Consider the following 17,180-nt stretch of genomic DNA (forward strand, 5'->3'; position numbering starts at 1 on the left):
GGCCGGTTCAGTCCGCGAGCAGGCCGGTCTTGGCGGCGCAGATGAAGTCGTTCTCGCTCAGGCCGCCCACGTCGTGAGTGGACCAGCGCACCACGCAGCGGTCGTAGTGCACCGACAGGTCGGGGTGGTGGTTTTCACGATTGGCCATGTGCGCCAGCGCGTTCACGAACGACATCGTGCGGTAATAGTCCGGGAAGGTGAACGTGCGGGTCAGCGCGTGCCCGCTCTCCGCCAGTTCCCAGCCCGCCACCTGCGGCAGCAGTTCGCGGATGCTGGCTTCGGTCAGCCGGTGCTCGTGGCCGCGGCGCGGGGTGCAGTGGGCGTGGGCGAGGGGGATCAGGTCGGCCATGCGGGGGTCCATCTTGCGGGGGCTGAACATCGGCGCGGCGTGCGCGGCGCAGGCGGCGCCTGGGTGGCTAGAATAGCCGCATGATCCGGATTTCCGAAGCCGCGCAGGCGCATTTCCGCAAATTGATCGAGCGTGAGGCCATGCCCGGGCTGGGCGTGCGCCTGTCGGCCTCGCACGCGGGCACGCCGCGCGCCGACGTGCGCCTGGAGTTCGCCGGCGAGGGCGACCTGCAGGGCGATGAGTGGGCGATCGACTGCGACGGCTTCACCCTGTGGCTGGATGCGCCCAGCGCGCCGTTCCTGGAGGGGGCGGAGATCGACTACGCCAGCCTCGCCACCGGCGGCCAGCTGCAGATCCGCGCGCCGGGCATCAAGGGCCGAGCGCCCGCGCCCGAGGCCCCGCTGGACGAGCGCGTGCGCTGGGTGGTCGAGCACGACATCAACCCGCAGCTGGCGATGCACAAGGGCCATGTCGAGGTCGCCGAAGTGACCGCCGACGGCGTCGCGGTGCTGCACTTCGGCGGCGGCTGCCACGGCTGCAGCATGGTCGATATCACCCTCAAGCAGGGGGTCGAGAAGACCCTGCTGGAGAAGGTGACGGGGCTGGCGGGCGTGCGCGATGCCACCGACCATGCCAGCGGCAGCGCCCCGTACATGCCGCGCGGCCAGGCCTGAGGCGGCCGGCGCGCGTGACGACGGCCACCGACGTCATCGCCGCGCTCAACCAGCGCCGCCTGCTGCGCACCGGGCGATTGGATGCCGCCGGGCGCTTCCCCGCGGGCTGGCAGGGCTGGTTCGATGCGCTCGAACCGATCGACACCGCCGCCGCGCGCGCGCATGTGGAGGCCTGCGTGGCTGGCCTGGCCCAGCGTCCGCCGCCGTTGCGCGGCCAGGGCGGTGGGCTGGGCGCGCCGTTCTTCCAGCTGCTGCGGCGCACGCGCCCGCCGGATCCGCGCGAGGATCGCGGGCTCCGGATCGGCGCCGGGGTGGCCGACCTGCTGCTGCATATCGTGCTGCTGGGCCTGCTGCTGTGGCTGATGTACCTGCGCTTCCTGGCGCTTTCGCCGGCGCCGGAGGAGGAGCAGGCGGTGCAGGTCGAGTTCATCGGGCGCGGCAATGCGGTGGCGGGCGGTGGCGCGCTGGCCAATGCCGGCGCGGAAGCGGCCCCGGCCGCGGCGGCCAGCCGGGCGCTGCCCCTCCCGGTGCAGGCCCCGCCGGCGGCCAGCGCCAGCGCTGCGACCAGCGACAGTGGCCGCCCGCAGCTGGAGCAGCAGGCGCTGCCCCCGCCGCCCGCACTGCAGGCACAGGCGGAGGCCCCGGCGCGCCTGCCGCCGCCGCAGCCGGTGCAGGCGAGCGCAGCACAGGAGCTTGCGGTCAGCAACGTCCCGCAGCCGGCGCCGCAGGCGTTCCAACTGCCGCCGCCGCGCGAACATGCGCTGCGACTGCCGGACCTGCAGCCGCGCGACGTGCCGCTGCAGGCGACGGTCGAAACACTGCCCAACCGCCCGGTGCTGCCGCTGCGCACCCTGCAGCCGGCCGAGCGCGCGCTGCCGCTGCGGGCGCCGGAATTGAAGGAGCAGGTACAGGCGATCGAGGTCTTCACCCCGGACACCCGCGCCATCGCGCACCAGCGTGCGGCGCCAGCGGTCGATCTGCCGCTGCGCGAACCGCAGCTGCGCGGCCAGGTGCAGGCGCTGCCGTTGCGCGAAGGGCAGGCCAGCGCCGTGGCGGCCGGCGGCGCGGTCTCCGCCCAGCCCGGTGCAGGCAGCGCCGCCAGTGGCACCAGCCCGGCCCGCGGCGCGGGGGCGATGCGCGCCTGCCGGCGGGCACCGGCCAGGCCCAGGCCGGCACCGGCGCCGGTGCGCGTGCGGCCGCCGAGGGCGGGCGCGGGGTGGGTACGGTCGGGGCGGGGGCCGGGCCGGGCCTGAAGCCGGCGCCGGGCGGCTGGCCGGGCGCGGCCAAGAGCGACGATTGGGGGCTTCCAACCGCAACGTGGCCGGCACCGGCAACGGCGGCCGCAGTGGCGATGGCAAATCCGGGCTGTTCAATCCCGATGGCAGCGTGCGCCTGCCGGACGAGTGGTCGAAGACCAACCGCCTCGACCTCGACCGCGCCGGCACCTGGCTCAAGCGGCCGGGACTGGAATATCGCGGCACCCGCTTCGACAAGTACTGGATCCCGGACGGCAGCCTGCTGCAGGAGTGGGTGCGGCGCGGGATCAAGGAGCTGTCGATCCCGATCCCGGGGACCGGGCTGCAGCTGAAGTGCGTGGTGTCGCTGCTGCAGTTCGGCGGCGGCTGCCTGCCGGTGGACCCGGATGCCAACGAACAGCCGTCCAGCGGGCGACCCGCGCCCGACATCCCGTTCAAGCCGGAGTTGCAGGAAGACAACGGCAGCGTGCGCCCGTCCGCGCCCGCGCCGCCCGGCGACCGGCCCTAGGCGATGATCATCCCCGGCCTGCGTTCGATGTGCGTGCCAGTGGCGCGCTGTGCGCGGCTGCAGGCGCTCAGCCGCTGCGGGCGAGCGTCTGCACCATCAACGCGCGCAGGGCCTGATCGTCCTGCGCGCGCGGCGGCGCCAGCTCGGCCAGCAGGAAGCCGCGTGCCTGCGCGTCCTCCGCGTCCAGCCCGTCGAACTCGACGAATTCGGCATCCATCAGCGCTGCGCGTGCGGTGTCCACGCTGTCGTAGGGCAGGGTGTTGCCGTCCGCATCGAACACCTCGGCGGTGCCGGCCTCGCGCTCGCGCAGGCGCGCCCACACCACGGTGCGGCCGAGGGTAGCCAGCCACCAGCTTTCGTTCTTGGCCGTCATGAAAGCGCCTGCCCGACGATCCAGAGCACGCCGCCCATCGCCACTCCGTCCAGGATCACCAGCAGCGAAATCCACGCCGGTGTGGCCAGGCCGCTCAGCGCGCGATCCGGATGGGCGCGGTAGCCGCGGCGCAGCAGCCACCACAGCGCCTTCGGCTTGAGGAAGGCGCCTTCGCCCAGCTGCGCGGCGATCGCGGGATGGCGGTCGCGGATGTGCACCAGGGTCAGCGGCCAGAAGATCACGAACGCGGTGGCGCCGGCGATCGCGGTGGCGAACGCGGTCAGGGCCAGGAACAGGATCAGGTCGGCGTCCATCGGCTCAGAACTCGGCGTGTCCGGGCGCGCGCGGATAGGCGATCGCGTCGCGGATGTTGGCCAGCCCGCACACGTACACCACCAGCCGCTCGAAGCCGAGGCCGAAGCCGGCGTGCGGCACCGTGCCGTAGCGGCGGAAGTCGCGGTACCAGGCGTAATGCGCCGGATCCAGCCCGAACTGCGCCATGCGCGCGTCCAGCATGTCCAGGCGCTCCTCGCGCTGGCTGCCACCGATGATTTCGCCGATCCCCGGCGCCAGCACGTCCATCGCGGCAACGGTGCGGCCATCGTCGTTCAGGCGCATGTAGAACGCCTTGATCTGCTCGGGGTAGTTCATCACCACCACCGGGCGGCCGACGTGCTCCTCGGTCAGCCAGCGTTCGTGCTCGGTCTGCAGGTCCAGGCCCCATTCGACCGGGAACTCGAACTTTTTGCCCGATTTCTGCAGCAGGGCGATGGCATCGGTGTAGTCGATCCGCTCGAACGGCGCGTTGATGAACGCCTCCAGGCGGCTGACCGCGTCCTTCTGCACGCGTTCGGCGATGAAGGCCATGTCGTCGCCGCGCTCGTTAAGCACCGCGCGGAACAGATATTTCAGGAAATCCTCGGCCAAGGTAGCGTCGTCGTCGAGGTCGGCGAACGCGATCTCCGGCTCGACCATCCAGAACTCGGCCAGATGCCGCGTGGTGTTGCTGTTCTCGGCGCGGAAGGTGGGGCCGAAGGTATAGACCTTGCTCAGCGCCAGGCAGAACGCCTCCACGTTGAGCTGGCCGGAGACGGTGAGGAAGGTTTCCTTGCCGAAGAAGTCGCGCGAGAAATCCACCGCGCCGTCCTTGCCGCGCGGCAGGTTGGCCAGGTCCAGGGTAGAGACGCGGAACATCTGGCCCGCGCCCTCGGCGTCGGAGGTGGTGATGATCGGCGTAGAGATCCAGTAGAAGCCGCGCTCGTGGAAGAAGCGGTGCACCGCCTGCGCCAGGCAGTGGCGGATGCGGGTGACGGCGCCGAACAGGTTGGTGCGCGGGCGCAGATGGGCGAACTCGCGCAGGTATTCCAGCGAGTGCTGCTTGGGCTGCATCGGGTAGGTCAGCGGGTCCTCGACCCAGCCGATGACGTCGATGCGGGATGCCTGCACCTCGAAGCTCTGGCCCTGGCCCTGCGACTTCACCAGGGTGCCGGTGCACGCCACCGCGCAGCCGGTGGTCAGGTGCTTCACCTCGGATTCGTAATTGGCCAGGGTGTCGGGCGCGACCACCTGGATCGGCGCGAAGCAGGAGCCGTCGCTGACGTTGACGAAGCTCAGCCCGGCCTTGGAGTCGCGGCGGGTGCGCACCCAGCCGCGCACCGATACCTGGCCGCCTTCCGGCACATGCCCGGCCAGCGCCTGGGCCACGGAGATCGTCGTCATCTTGAAATCCTGCGTTGCAAGCCTGAAATAGGACGGGAAGTTTACCGGAGCTACAATCCACGCATGGCCATTTCCCTTACCGATACCGCCCGCGCCCGCATCCTCGGCTACCTCGAGGCCGACCCCAAGGCCATTGGCCTGCGCTTCGGGGTCTCCCGCAGCGGTTGCTCCGGCTGGGGCTACAGGATCGAGATGGCGCGCGAGCAGGGCCCCGACGACGTGGTGTTCGACGCCGGCGGCGTGCGCATCTACGTGGATGCCGGCAGCCTGCCGCAGGTGGACGGCACCCGCATCGACTTCATCAAGCAGGGGCTGAACGAGCAGTTCGCCTTCGACAACCCCAACGTCACCGGCGGCTGCGGCTGCGGCTCCAGCTTCACCACCGGCGCCGACGTCCGCGCCTGAGCGCACACCGGGCACGGGTTTGCGCGCAACCCGTTGATTCGCCATAATAGGCGGCTCCCGCTTGCGGGAGGTTCTTGCCCGAACGCGCCTGTCCGCCCCGCGGCAGGTGGCCGAGGGCTGTCCGGCCGGCATTCCGCCTGCCGCCATCCACAAGGAAATCACCATGCGTCATTACGAAATCGTGTTCCTGGTCCATCCCGACCAGAGCGAGCAGGTCCCGGCGATGATCGAGCGCTACAAGGGCGCGATCGAGGCCGGCAACGGCAAGATCCACCGCCTGGAGGACTGGGGTCGCCGCCAGCTGGCCTACCCGATCCAGAACCTGGTCAAGGCCCACTATGTCCTCATGAACATCGAGGCCGGGCAGGCCGTGCTGGACGAGCTGGTCAACACCTTCCGCTTCAACGACGCGATCCTGCGCCACCTGGTCATGCGTCGCGACGAGGCCGTGACCGAGCAGTCCCTGATCATGAAGAACAAGGACGAGAAGGGCGACAAGCCCGAGCGTCGCCGCCGCGACGACGAGAGCGACAGTGCCGTGGGCACTGGCGACACCGACAACGCCGAAGCCGCCTAAGCGCCGTCCTCCAGGAGCATTCCCATGTCCAAGTTCTTCCGCCGCCGCAAGTTCTGCAAGTTCACCGCCGAGGGCGTCACCGAGATCGACTACAAGGATCTCAACACCCTGCGCCAGTACCTGACCGAGACCGGCAAGATCGTGCCCAGCCGCATCACCGGCACCAAGTCGAAGTACCAGCGCCAGTTGCAGGCCGCGGTCAAGCGCGCGCGCTTCCTCGCGCTGATCCCGTACACCGACAACCACAACGTCTGACGCCTCGCCAGCGCCGGCCGGCCCCGACGCCGGCCCGTCGCCGGCGACGTTCCCGTCCGATTCGGACAGCATCCGTTGCAGGCGCCGCCTGCTAACGAATACGGAGAACCACCATGCAACTGATCCTCCTGCAGAAAGTCACCAACCTCGGCGGCCTGGGCGACCTGGTCACCGTGAAGCCCGGCTACGGCCGCAACTACCTCGTGCCGCAGGGCAAGGCGGTGCCGGCCACCCCGGCCAACATCGCCGAGTTCGAGGCCAAGCGCGCCGAGTACGAGGCCAGGGCCGCCGATGCGCTGGCCGCCGCCAACGCCCGCCTGGCCAAGCTGGCCGACGCCAGCGTCACCGTCAGCGCCAACGCCTCGACCGAAGGCAAGCTGTATGGTTCGGTCGGCCCGCGCGAGATCGCCGAGGCCCTGACCAGGCAACTGGGCGTCGAGGTGCACAAGTCGGAAGTGGTGATGGGCGAAGGCCCGCTGCGCCACACCGGCGAGTTCGAGGTGGCGGTGCACCTGCACGCCGACGTCGACACCACCGTCAAGGTGGTGGTGGTGCCGGAAGCGGCCTGATCCACCGCGATGGCAAGACCGCGACGGGCGCCGCAGGGCGCCCGTTTCGTTTTGCGGGATGCTGTTGGGAATGCCTGCGCGGGCCCGTCGCGCGGCACCGTCGCAGGCGGTGAGACGCCCACCGGTTATCCACAGGGTTATCTGCAACGCTTCCCGGCGCGGACGACTACGATGTCGGCTTCCAGCACACAACAACGAACGGTCCGCGACGACGGGCCGGCAGGGGAGTGACGCCGCCGATGAGCGCCAGGTCAGGGCTACGCCCGGATTCCAGCTTCCAGACCCGCAACGAGCAGAAGGTGGAGCAGCTGCGGATCCCGCCGCAGTCGATCGAGGCCGAGCAGGCGGTGCTGGGCGGGCTGATGCTGGACCCGGCCGCGTTCGACCGCGTGGCCGACCAGCTGCTGGACGAGGATTTCTACCGCCGCGACCACCAGCTGATCTACCGCGCGATCCGCGAGCTGGTGGAGAAGAACCGTCCGTGCGATGCGGTCACCGTCGGCGAATGGTTCGAATCGCAGGGGATCGGCGAGCAGGTCGCCGGCGGTGCCTACCTGGTGGAGCTGGCCGCCAGCACCCCGAGCGCGGCCAACATCCGCGCCTATGCCGAGATCGTGCGCGACAAGGCGGTGCAGCGACGCCTGATCGACGTCGGCACCACCATCGTCAACGACGGCTTCCAGCCGGAGGGGCGCGAATCCGGCGAGCTGCTGGCCAAGGCCGAGCAGGCGGTGTTCGCGATCGCCGAGGGCCATTCGCGCGGCAAGCAGGACTTCGTCCTGATCAAGAGCGCGCTGCGCGATGCGTTCGAGGTCCTGCAGCGGCGCGCCGATAACGGCAGCGGTGTCACCGGCCTGCCCACCGGCTATGCGGAGTTCGACAGGATGACCGCCGGCCTGCAGCCGACCGACCTCATCATCCTGGCCGCGCGCCCGGCGATGGGCAAGACCACCTTCGCGCTCAACATCGCCGAGTACGCGGCGCTGAAGTCGAAGAAGGCGGTGGCGGTGTTCTCGATGGAAATGTCGGCCGAGCAGCTGGCGCTGCGCCTGATCTCCTCGCTGGGCCGGGTCAATGCCAAGCGGCTGAAGACCGGCGATCTGGAGGACGAGGACTGGAGCCGGGTCACCGGCGCCATCGCCCAGCTGAGCAGCGTCAAGATTTTCATCGACGACACCCCGGGGCTGTCGCCCGAGGTGCTGCGCGCCAAGGCGCGCCGGCTCAAGCGCGAGCACGACCTGGGCCTGGTGGTGATCGACTACCTGCAGCTGATGCAGGTGCCCGGCAACAGCGAGAACCGCGCCACCGAGATTTCCGAGATCAGCCGCTCGCTCAAGGGCCTGGCCAAGGAATTGAACGTGCCGGTGATCGCGCTGTCGCAGCTCAACCGCTCGCTGGAATCGCGTACCGACAAGCGCCCGCTGATGGCCGACCTGCGCGAATCCGGCGCGATCGAGCAGGACGCGGACATGATTGTGTTCATCTACCGCGACGAGTACTACAACAAGGAAAACTCCCCCGACAAGGGCCTGGCCGAGATCATCATCGGCAAGCACAGAAACGGCGAGGTCGGGCATTTCAAGCTGAAGTTCTTCGGCGAATACACCCGCTTCGACAACCTCGCCCACGACGACGTGGGCCGCTACGAATAAGGCAAGGCCGCCGTGACCGATCCGATGCAGCAGCGCCCGACCCGGATCGTGGTCGATCTGGCCGCATTGGCCGGCAACCTCGGCGCCATCCGCGCCCACGTCGGGGTGCCGGTGATGGCCATCCTCAAGGCCAATGCCTACGGCCACGGTCTGGTGCCGGTGGCGCGCCACCTGCAGGCGTGCGGCGTGGAGCAGATCGGTGTCGCGTTCGTCGAGGAGGGATTGCCCTGCGCCGTGCCGGAATCCACGTGCCGATCCTGGTGCTGGGCGGCATCCTCGGGCGTCAGGCGCAGCAGCTGATCGGGCACGACCTGGAGATCACCGTGTCCTCGCTGGACAAGCTGCGCCAGGTCGAGGAAGCGGCGCAGGCGCTGGGGCGCAAGGCGGTGATCCATCTGAAGATCGACACCGGAATGGAGCGCATCGGCGTGCACAGCTATTCTTGCGGGCCGTTGATCGAGGCGGCGCTGGCCTCGCGCGGGTGCGTGCTCAAGGGTGTGTATTCGCACCTGGCCTGCGCGGACGATCCGGCATCGCCGATGACCGCGCTGCAGGTGGAGCGCTTCCAGGAGGCTTGCGCGCACTTCACCCGCATCGGCGCGCCGATGCCGCTGCGGCACCTGGCGAACTCCGGCGGCGTGCTGCACTTCCCCGACACCTGGCTGGACATGGTGCGCCCCGGCATCTTGCTGTACGGCGTGTTGCCGGACCCGGCCGCGCGCGCCAGCGTGCCGGTGCGGCCCGCGCTGTCGCTGCTGTCGCAGGTGGTGTACTTCAAGGTGGTGCGCGCCGGGCACCCGGTCAGCTACGGCGCCACCTGGGCGCCGGCCCAGGACACCCGCGTGGTGACCATCCCGATCGGCTACGGTGATGGCTGGCCGCGCGCGCTGTCCAACAACGGCGATGTGCTGGTGCGCGGCCAGCGGCGGCCGATCGTCGGGCGCATCTGCATGGACCAGTTCATGGTCGATCTCGGTCCCGACGGCACGGCCTACAACGGCGATGACGTGGTGCTGGTGGGCACCCAGGGCGACCAGGCGATCCGCGTCGAGGACGTGGCGCAGCGGGCGGGCACCATCGGCTATGAAATCCTGACCCGGCTCAACGAGCGCATCCCGCGCGAATACGTGGGCGGCAGCGCGGCGGCCTGAGCGCGCGGTGCCGGGGCGCAGCCCGCGTTGACCACCCGCAAGGCGGCGTGATTCACTCGCCGTCACCACCGGGGAGGGCGGGAATGGCCACGTCGAAGCCGCGTTTGAAGCGTTCCGCAGCGCCGCGGGGCCGGCGCTCGAGCGCGCGAGCCGATGTCGCGGGTGGACACCGCCTGGCTGCGGATGGAGCGGCCGACCAATCCGATGATGATCACCGGCGTGCTGATGTTCGCCGAGCCGATGTCGCTGGCGCAGCTCAAGCGGGTGATCCAGCAACGCTTCCTCGCCTACGCGCGCTTCCGGCAGAAGCCGGTGGATGGCGCGGCCGGCGCGCAGTGGGTGGAGGACGAACACTTCGACCTGGATTGGCACGTGCGGCTGTCCGGGCTGCCGGGCCGGCCCGGCAAGTCCTCGGAGAAGCGCGCGCTGGAACGCTTCGTCAGCCAGCTCGCGTCCAGCCCGCTGGACCCCACCAAGCCGCTGTGGCAGTTCCACCTGGTCGAACGCTACCAGGGTGGCGCCGCGGTGGTGGCGCGCATCCACCACTGCTACGCCGACGGCATCGCACTGGTGCAGGTGCTGCTCTCGCTCACCGACACCAGCCGGGAATCTTCCTCGGCCTCGCGCCTCGACAAGGCCTGGCTGAAGGAGCAGGCGGCGCCGGTGGCGCGCCGGGTGGGCGCGATGGAGCGCTACATGAAGCTCGGCGGCAAGGCGCTGGGGCAGGGTATGGCGATGATGCAGGATCCGTCGCTAGCCACGCTGCTGGCGAAAGAGGGCGGGGAGATCGCACGCGAGCTGGTCTATGCGCTGGCGCTGCCGGACGATCCGCCGTCGCTGCTGCGCGGCCGGCTGGGCGTCAGCAAGCGCGTGGCATGGGCGGAACCGCTGGATCTGGAGGAGGTCAAGGCGGTCGGTCGCGCCTGCGACTGCACCGTCAACGACGTGCTGATGGCCGCCGCCGCCGGCGCGCTGCGCGGCTACATGCGCGAACGCGGCGAGAAACTGGAGGGGGTGACCCTGCGCGCCACGGTGCCGGTCAACCTGCGTCCGCTGGAGCATGCGCGCAAGCTCGGCAATCATTTCGGGCTGGTGTTCCTGGACCTGCCGGTGGGCGAGGCCAACCCGCTGCGCCGCCTGCAGCGCGTGGCCGACTGCATGAACCAGCTCAAGCGGTCGCGCCAGGCGATCGTGGCCTACGGCCTGCTGGCGGCGCTGGGCATCGCCCCGCAGCCCGTGCAGGAGTTGGCGCTGGAGCTGTTCAGCCGCAAGGCCAGCGCGGTGGCCACCAACGTGCCCGGCCCGCAGCAGCCGTTGTACCTGGCCGGCTGCGAACTGCGCGAGATCATGTTCTGGGTGCCGCAGACCGGCTCGATCGGCCTGGGCCTGTCGATCCTCAGCTACCGCGGTAAGGTGCATTTCGGGCTGATCGCCGACGCGCGCCTGATCCCCGATCCGGATGCGGTGGTGCGGCGGTTCGGGGGAGGAGTTCGAGGCCCTGCTGTACCTCACGCTGATGGGAGACTGGAGCCTGCCGCTGGGCGCGGAGGCGGCGCAGGCCCTGCTCGATCAGGCAACGCCGGCTTAACGCAGCCGCCTCCGTTCACATCCAGGCCACGTGCCCGCGCCTAGCCTCTGCCCGGCGTCTCCCAGCCAATCGCCACATGACTGAAAAGGAGCTTCAAATGAATACCCAGCCGTTCAAGCTTGCCGTGCTCGGCATCTGCCTTGTCGCCTTCGTCGCCGGCTGTGCGTCGTATGACACGCAGGGCGGCTATGACGACCATGCCCGGGCCAAGAAGGGCGCGTTGATCGGCGCGGCCATCGGCGCCGCGGCGGGCCTGCTCAGCGGCGACAGCGCGGTGTCGCGCCGCCAGCAGGCGATGGTCGGCGCCGGCATCGGCGCGCTCGCCGGCGGCGCCATCGGCAACTACCAGGACCGCCAAGAAGCCCAGCTGCGGCGCGAGACCGCCGGCACCGGCATCGACGTCAGCCGCGATGGCGACGTGATCAAGCTCAACCTGCCGGATGGCGTCACCTTCGACTTCAACCGGACCGACATCAAGCCGCAGTTCTATCCCGCGCTGAACGCCGTCGCCGGCACCCTGCGCGAGTACAACCAGACCATCGTGGAGGTCAGCGGCCACACCGACAACATCGGGTCCGACGCGGTCAACCAGCGCATCTCCGAGCAGCGCGCCAATGCGGTGGCCAGCTACCTGATCGCGCAGGGCGTGCAGCCGCAGCGGTTCGAGATCATCGGCATGGGCAAGCGCTTCCCGATCGCCAGCAACGACACCGAGCAGGGCCGGGCGCTCAACCGCCGGGTGGAGATCCGCCTGCTGCCGCTGCGTTCCTGACCCCGCAGCCACGGGGTTCGCGGAACGGGCCGCCACGCGCGGCCCGTTTCCGTTGCGCCGGATGAACGCCCCGGCACACCGGGCTTGTGAACCCCGCCGCCGCCCCTATACTGGCCGGGTCGGTGAAATCGACGCTTCCCGGGGGTGCACTGGCTTCGACGGGGGTCGCGAAATCGCACGGCGCATGCCGAGGGGGTAGCTTTCCTCGTAAATCCAGCTGCAAACACATAGTTGCCAACGACGACAACTACGCTCTGGCCGCCTAAGGCCTAGCCCCGAACCCACTTGTGCCCGTGCTCGTGGATGTAGGGTCATCATCACGGGATAGGTTCCGGCGGCGACCCGCCAACCGGCTCCGAAACGCAGCGGGTGTGGAGGACGGCGTGCTTCGCACGGTGTGTTGCCGGCCTCCGAGACCAAACACCGGGCTAAGCATGTAGTGCCGGGCATGGAGTGCCTTCGGACGGCGGTTCGATTCCGCCCACCTCCACCAATTCAACGTTCCAGAACGTCCAAAGAAGGCCGGAACCTCCAGCAAAATCAAGGGTTCCGGCCTTTTTTGTGTCCGTGGCGGTGCGATGGCATCCCTTGAAAGTTACCGCCTATAGGCAGTAACTTGGGCGGTAACTGGCCTACTGCCAGAACAGTTACCGCCACGGGAGTTACTGCCATGCTCACGGATACCGCGATCCGGAAGGCCAAGCCCGGCGACAAGCCGATGCGGCTGGCCGATGGCGGCGGCCTGTACCTACTGCTGCGTCCGGATGGCGCGCGCTGGTGGCGCTGGGATTACCGCCGTCCAGTGACCGGCAAGCGCAATACCCTGAGTCTTGGCACCTACCCGGATACCAGCTTGGCCGACGCTCGCGAGCGTCACGCCGAGGCGCGCAAGGCGCTGGCGGCGGGCATCGACCCCGGCGAACACCGCAAGGCGGAGAAAGCGGCGGGCGCGGAGCGCGCGGCCAACAGTTTCGAGGTTGTGGCCCGGGAATGGCTGGGCAAGCAAGCATGGGTTCCCGGCTACCTGGACAAGGTGGCGGCTTGGCTGGCGAATGACGTTTTCCCCTACATCGGTGGCCGGCCTGTGGCCGAAGTGACTGCGCCAGAGTTCCTGCGCGTCGCCCGGCGAATCGAGGAACGCGGCGCTGTCGAGTCGGCGCACCGCATCCTGCAAAACTGCGGGCAAGTCATGCGCTACGCCATTGCCACCGGACGGGCGGAGCGCAACCCCGTTGCCGATCTGCGCGGCGCGCTGGCCAGCCCCGAGGGACGCCACCATGCGGCGATTACCGATCCCGGCGAGCTGGGCGGGCTGCTGCGTGCAATCGAGGGATACAAAGGCGATCCGGTGACGCGCGCTGCGTTGAAGCTGTCGGGCCTGCTGTTCGTCCGTCCCGGCGAGCTGCGGCATGCCGAGTGGGCGGAAATCGACCTGGACAAGGCCGAATGGAACATCCCCGCCGCCAAAATGAAAATGCGCCAGCCGCATCTTGTGCCGCTGTGCGATCAAGCGGTTGCGATCTTGCGCGAGCTTCACCCGTTGACCGGGCGCGGCCAGTACGTGTTCCCCGGTGGCCGCTCGCCGCGCCGGCCCATGAGCAACAATGCGATCAATGCCGCGTTGCGGCGCATGGGCTTCGGGGCGGATGTGATGACGGCCCACGGTTTCCGGGCGACGGCTCGCACGATGCTGGATGAATTGCTCGGGTTCCGGCCTGACTACATCGAACACCAATTGGCACACTCCGTGCGCGACCCAAACGGCCGGGCCTACAACCGCACCGCCCATTTGCCAGAGCGCCGAAAGATGATGCAGGCATGGGCGGACTACCTGGACAACCTGCGCGAAGGCGGGAACGTTGTCCCCCTGCGCAAAGCATCCGGCGAGAGCCGGTAAGCGGCGCGACCGGGTGTTAGCGGCACCCGGCCACGCCTTCCACAACCGTTCTACGGAGGAACGATCATGGCAACCCACAGTCTAGCGGCGGACCCGGAGCAATACGGTGCTGCGCCGGTGAAAGGCAATTACACGACAGACGCAAGCGCGCATCTTTGGTGCGCCCAAGCGCTGGGGTATTTGGTGGCGAACGATGAGGCGGCTTTCGGCCATGCCAACGACGATATACAGGCGGCGTTGCGCCACCTGCTGGCATGCGAAATCGGGCGAGCCCATGCGGCACTAGCCGCCGATGCGGCGGAAAGCCGCCAAAGGAGCGAGGCATGAGCGAATCACTGGCGCATTGCGTGGTCTACTCCGACCGCGCACTAGCAATCAGTTTGCTGGACCCGGAAACGGACAACATGCAATCGCACGCAGTGAACTTCGCGAGCGCGGCGAGTGCGGTTGTGCGTGCAGCTGGTCGGTGTGCGAACGATGAGAACGAAACGCGCGAACACCTGGCATCGCTGCTGGTCGCCGCTGAAATGCTCGGGGCCCTTTCACAGGCATGCAGTGAGGAAGCCGCCCGCAACACTCGGTGGGGCGCGCGATAAGCGAACACGCCACGGCTAGGCCGGCCAGCCGAAAGCGGGACACCTTCACCCGTTGCCGTGGCGCTCCTTTGAAGGGCGCAGCGAGGGTGCGCGAATGGGTGACAGTTCGTTGCCAGATGATGCCGACTTTATCGCCGCATCGGCAGTTGCGGCGCTTGCCATAGCGGTTTCTGCCGGAACGAGGATCAAGGGCGATCCGACTCTAAGCGAGTGGGTGCGGGAGGTGGGCGAGCTTCCCAGTTGGCGCGACGATGCGCACGGCTGGGCGGTGGCCCTACATAGAATCCAAAGGAAGTACGCGCATCCAAGCGATACCGAATTGGCGGACCGCACCACCGAACAATCGCTATTCAATCGAGTGCGATCCAGCGCGCTCGATGTGTTGTCGTCGCGGGACCCGAGGGCGCGCCAATTTCATTTGGGCATGGCGAGCATTGCTGCGGGTTCGCTGTTAGCTTTTGCGTACGGCTCAGAATCATCGGCCGCCATTGAAGCGGCATTTGCGACCGCATATGTCGAGTCCGGCAGGCAGGGCGGCGTTATAGCCAATGCGTCGCGCAATGGCTTAAAGGACAAGGCATCTGCCCACCTGTCCCGTTTTTTTCAACGGTTCCGTTGCACGAAAAAGGCGAGGCAAAAGGCAAGCCCGACTTGCCGACGCTTGCCAAAGAGTTGAGGGGGCTTCGAGGGTGTCAGGATTTTTGTGTGAGGGGCCTACCATGACGATGTTCAGGAGCCCCCATGCCACGCAAGAAACCCCCCAGTCGCGAAGCCGGACGCCATTCTTCCCGACGAACTGCTTGAGAAGCTGATCCCCGGCCCGGTGGACGCTGCCGGCGTCGAGGCCGTGTTTCAGAAGCTGAAGAAGGCCGTGATCGAGCGCGCCCTGGGCGCCGAGCTGGGCGTGCACCTGGCCAGCCCCGAGGGCGGTCGCGGCAACCACCGCAACGGCCGCAGCGGCAAGACCGTGCTGACCGACGAGGGGCCGCTCCGGATCGACGTGCCCCGTGATCGTGCCGGCAGCTTCGCGCCGCAGCTGATCCCGAAGCACGAGCGCCGCTTCGCCGGCTTTGATGACCGGATCATCTCGATGTACGCCCGCGGCATGTCGGTGCGCGAGATCCAAGGGCATCTGGCCGAGATGTATGCCGTCGACGTGTCGCCAGAGTTCATCAGCGCGGTCACCGACGAGGTGATGGCCGAGGTGGGCGCATGGCAGACCCGGCCGCTGGAGCCGATGTACCCGGTGGTGTTCTTCGACGCGCTACGAGTGAAGATCCGCGAGGACGGCGTGGTGCGCAACAAGGCGGTGTACTTGGCCTTGGGCGTGCTGCCGGACGGCACCCGCGACATCCTCGGGCTGTGGATCGAGAACACCGAAGGCGCGAAGTTCTGGATGAAGGTCTTCAACGACCTGAAGACCCGCGGCACGCAGGACATCCTGATCGGCGTGGCCGATGGGCTGAAGGGCCTGCCCGAAGCGCTGGAAGCGGTGTTCCCGGCCACGACGCTGCAGACCTGCATCGTGCACCTGATCCGCAACAGCCTCGACTTTGCCAGCTGGAAGGACCGCAAGGCGCTGGCCGCGGCGATCAAGCCGATCTACACCGCGCCCAGCGCGGAAGCCGCAGAAGCCGAACTGGACGCGTTCGAGCAAGGCCCTTGGGGGCAGCGCTTCCCGACCGTCGTCGCGGCCTGGCGGCGAGCGTGGAGCCGGGTGATCCCGTTCTTCGCGTTCCCCCGAGGTGCGGCGGATCATCTACACCACCAACGCCATCGAGAGCGTCCATTCGCGGCTGCGCAAGATCATCAAGAGCCGCGGGCATTTCCCGAGCGACGAGGCCGCGACCAAACTGATCTGGCTGGCCCTGCGCAACATCACCGCCGACTGGAAGCGGGCGAGCAAGGAGTGGAAGTCCGCGATGAACCAGTTCGCGATACTGTACGGCGACCGCTTCACCCTCGCGCCGCGCTGAGCGGCACGAAGGCAGATTCAGAAAACCGCCTCACACACAAAAATTCAGACAGCCCCGGGGCTTCCTGCAACGTCACACCTGCCCGAGAAAACCCTCAAGCAATGGGCCAAAGTGTGGGCCCTAGAAAAATTGAAATGCGCAAGTGACCACAAGGCGTAGCGGTCACCCGTTACACCTGCCGGGAACCCGCTAGGCGTAGCGGTTCGATGACCGGACGTCCGTAGAAATCCAGCATGAACCGTCCCGCCCGCATCGGGCCTACATAGGACGGCAACTATGCATAAGCAACACAAGGCTACGGCAGCGGCCACCCGCAAACCGCCTGCCACTTCGCGGGGCATGCCCGCGCAATACCTGCTGGAGGCCGGCGGCCTGCTGCGCCTTCCGCAGGTGCTGGCGCTGGTCGGAGTGAGCAAATCCACCTGGTGGAAGCTGGTCCGCGAACAGCGCGCGCCTGCGGCCGTGAAACTGTCCGAGCGTTGCACCGCGTGGCGGGCTTCCGACGTGGCGGCCTTCATCGAGGCGGCGGGGCGTCCGGAGGTGCGGGCATGAGCCGGGCACCGGATGAGCCGCAGATTGAGAGCCTCACGCCCGCGCAGCCGGGCTGGTATGCCGTCTGGCGTGACGATGGCGGCGAATTGTTGGAGCCGGTCGCAGCGTGGGCGCTTGTCGAACAGGACGGCTTCCGCTGGGCTGTGGGGATGGTTCCCTATGGCGAACGTTCGGCAGCGTTGGAGGTGGCATCGCGACGGGATGGCTACTGCGGCTTGCGTTACTTCCCCCGGGCGATGAAGCCGCGCCCGCGTGGGCTTCGGACTTGCCGCGATGAGTGCCCCCGCCGTGCCGCATTCCAGCTATGGCCC

General features: G+C 68.5%; 19 protein-coding genes, 1 other RNA gene and 2 pseudogenes. 18 read left to right on the plus strand and 4 right to left on the minus strand.

Going from position 1 to position 17,180, the window contains the following annotated elements; translation table 11 throughout:
• Positions 1–7: 7 nt before the first annotated feature.
• Positions 8–349, minus strand: coding sequence for a 4a-hydroxytetrahydrobiopterin dehydratase (locus LJB71_RS06725; protein WP_259303572.1), 342 nt, complete (start codon positions 347–349; stop codon positions 8–10).
• 80 nt (positions 350–429) lie between these two features.
• Between LJB71_RS06725 and LJB71_RS06730 the strand changes: the two genes are divergently transcribed.
• The 3 genes from LJB71_RS06730 to LJB71_RS06740 are packed head-to-tail and all read left to right on the plus strand — an operon-like array spanning position 430 to position 2,787.
• Positions 430–1,023 (plus strand): NfuA family Fe-S biogenesis protein, encoded by a 594-nt coding sequence (locus tag LJB71_RS06730; protein ID WP_259303573.1) that lies wholly within the window; start codon positions 430–432, stop codon positions 1,021–1,023.
• A 14-nt stretch (positions 1,024–1,037) separates the two neighbouring features.
• On the plus strand, positions 1,038–2,276 hold the full coding sequence (locus LJB71_RS06735) for a hypothetical protein (protein WP_259303574.1): 1,239 nt from the start codon (positions 1,038–1,040) through the stop codon (positions 2,274–2,276).
• A 43-nt stretch (positions 2,277–2,319) separates the two neighbouring features.
• The gene (locus LJB71_RS06740) at positions 2,320–2,787 is read left to right on the plus strand and encodes a hypothetical protein (RefSeq protein WP_259303575.1); all 468 of its coding nucleotides are present in this window, start codon (positions 2,320–2,322) and stop codon (positions 2,785–2,787) included.
• A gap of 67 nt (positions 2,788–2,854) precedes the next feature.
• On the opposite strand, the gene LJB71_RS06745 is transcribed toward LJB71_RS06740, so the two are convergent.
• Genes LJB71_RS06745 through asnS form a run of 3 tightly spaced genes read right to left on the minus strand, consistent with a single transcriptional unit; the run spans position 2,855 to position 4,879 of the window.
• Positions 2,855–3,160 (minus strand): hypothetical protein, encoded by a 306-nt coding sequence (locus LJB71_RS06745; RefSeq protein ID WP_259303576.1) that lies wholly within the window; start codon positions 3,158–3,160, stop codon positions 2,855–2,857.
• Positions 3,157–3,474 (minus strand): hypothetical protein, encoded by a 318-nt coding sequence (locus tag LJB71_RS06750; protein WP_259303577.1) that lies wholly within the window; start codon positions 3,472–3,474, stop codon positions 3,157–3,159. Before LJB71_RS06750 ends, LJB71_RS06745 begins: the two co-directional genes overlap by 4 nt.
• 4 nt (positions 3,475–3,478) lie before the next feature.
• Positions 3,479–4,879 (minus strand): asparagine--tRNA ligase, encoded by a 1,401-nt coding sequence (gene asnS / locus LJB71_RS06755; RefSeq protein WP_259303578.1) that lies wholly within the window; start codon positions 4,877–4,879, stop codon positions 3,479–3,481.
• A gap of 63 nt (positions 4,880–4,942) precedes the next feature.
• On the opposite strand from asnS, the gene LJB71_RS06760 reads away from it, so the two are divergent.
• The 15 genes and pseudogenes from LJB71_RS06760 to LJB71_RS06830 all read left to right on the plus strand — a co-directional run bounded on the left by LJB71_RS06760 (position 4,943) and on the right by LJB71_RS06830 (position 16,869).
• Positions 4,943–5,284, plus strand: a complete 342-nt coding sequence (locus tag LJB71_RS06760) for an iron-sulfur cluster assembly accessory protein (RefSeq protein WP_259303579.1) — start codon at positions 4,943–4,945, stop codon at positions 5,282–5,284.
• Between the two features lie 163 nt (positions 5,285–5,447).
• A complete protein-coding gene (gene rpsF / locus LJB71_RS06765; RefSeq protein ID WP_259303580.1) occupies positions 5,448–5,861 on the plus strand; it encodes a 30S ribosomal protein S6 in 414 nt (137 codons plus the stop codon).
• Between the two features lie 24 nt (positions 5,862–5,885).
• Positions 5,886–6,116 carry a 30S ribosomal protein S18 gene (gene rpsR, locus LJB71_RS06770; protein ID WP_259303581.1) on the plus strand — a complete coding sequence of 77 codons (231 nt, stop codon included), beginning with the start codon at positions 5,886–5,888 and terminating at the stop codon, positions 6,114–6,116.
• 113 nt (positions 6,117–6,229) lie between these two features.
• A complete protein-coding gene (rplI, locus tag LJB71_RS06775; RefSeq protein ID WP_259303582.1) occupies positions 6,230–6,685 on the plus strand; it encodes a 50S ribosomal protein L9 in 456 nt (151 codons plus the stop codon).
• 239 nt (positions 6,686–6,924) lie between these two features.
• Positions 6,925–8,337 (plus strand): replicative DNA helicase, encoded by a 1,413-nt coding sequence (locus LJB71_RS06780; RefSeq protein WP_259303583.1) that lies wholly within the window; start codon positions 6,925–6,927, stop codon positions 8,335–8,337.
• Between the two features lie 24 nt (positions 8,338–8,361).
• Positions 8,362–9,488 (plus strand): annotated as a pseudogene (alr, locus tag LJB71_RS06785) (alanine racemase).
• Positions 9,489–9,650: 162 nt separating this feature from the next.
• On the plus strand, positions 9,651–11,120 hold the full coding sequence (locus LJB71_RS06790; protein ID WP_259303584.1) for a wax ester/triacylglycerol synthase family O-acyltransferase: 1,470 nt from the start codon (positions 9,651–9,653) through the stop codon (positions 11,118–11,120).
• Positions 11,121–11,173: 53 nt separating this feature from the next.
• Positions 11,174–11,848: an OmpA family protein gene (locus LJB71_RS06795; protein ID WP_259303585.1), complete on the plus strand. Its 675-nt coding sequence runs from the start codon at positions 11,174–11,176 to the stop codon at positions 11,846–11,848.
• 140 nt (positions 11,849–11,988) lie between these two features.
• Positions 11,989–12,341, plus strand: a transfer-messenger RNA (tmRNA) gene (ssrA, locus tag LJB71_RS06800).
• Between the two features lie 177 nt (positions 12,342–12,518).
• A complete protein-coding gene (locus LJB71_RS06805) occupies positions 12,519–13,745 on the plus strand; it encodes an integrase arm-type DNA-binding domain-containing protein (RefSeq protein WP_259303586.1) in 1,227 nt (408 codons plus the stop codon).
• 66 nt (positions 13,746–13,811) lie between these two features.
• Positions 13,812–14,072 carry a hypothetical protein gene (locus LJB71_RS06810; protein WP_259303587.1) on the plus strand — a complete coding sequence of 87 codons (261 nt, stop codon included), beginning with the start codon at positions 13,812–13,814 and terminating at the stop codon, positions 14,070–14,072.
• The gene (locus tag LJB71_RS06815; RefSeq protein ID WP_259303588.1) at positions 14,069–14,341 is read left to right on the plus strand and encodes a hypothetical protein; all 273 of its coding nucleotides are present in this window, start codon (positions 14,069–14,071) and stop codon (positions 14,339–14,341) included. The genes LJB71_RS06810 and LJB71_RS06815 overlap by 4 nt, the downstream gene beginning before the upstream one ends.
• A 94-nt stretch (positions 14,342–14,435) precedes the next feature.
• On the plus strand, positions 14,436–15,017 hold the full coding sequence (locus LJB71_RS06820; RefSeq protein WP_259303589.1) for a hypothetical protein: 582 nt from the start codon (positions 14,436–14,438) through the stop codon (positions 15,015–15,017).
• A 65-nt stretch (positions 15,018–15,082) separates the two neighbouring features.
• A pseudogene (locus tag LJB71_RS06825) lies at positions 15,083–16,317 on the plus strand (IS256 family transposase).
• Between the two features lie 339 nt (positions 16,318–16,656).
• Positions 16,657–16,869, plus strand: a complete 213-nt coding sequence (locus tag LJB71_RS06830) for an AlpA family phage regulatory protein (RefSeq protein WP_259303590.1) — start codon at positions 16,657–16,659, stop codon at positions 16,867–16,869.
• Positions 16,870–17,180 lie beyond the last annotated feature (311 nt).

The organism is Thermomonas sp. S9 (assembly GCF_024704365.1).
In the GTDB taxonomy this organism is placed as follows: Bacteria; Pseudomonadota; Gammaproteobacteria; order Xanthomonadales; family Xanthomonadaceae; genus Thermomonas.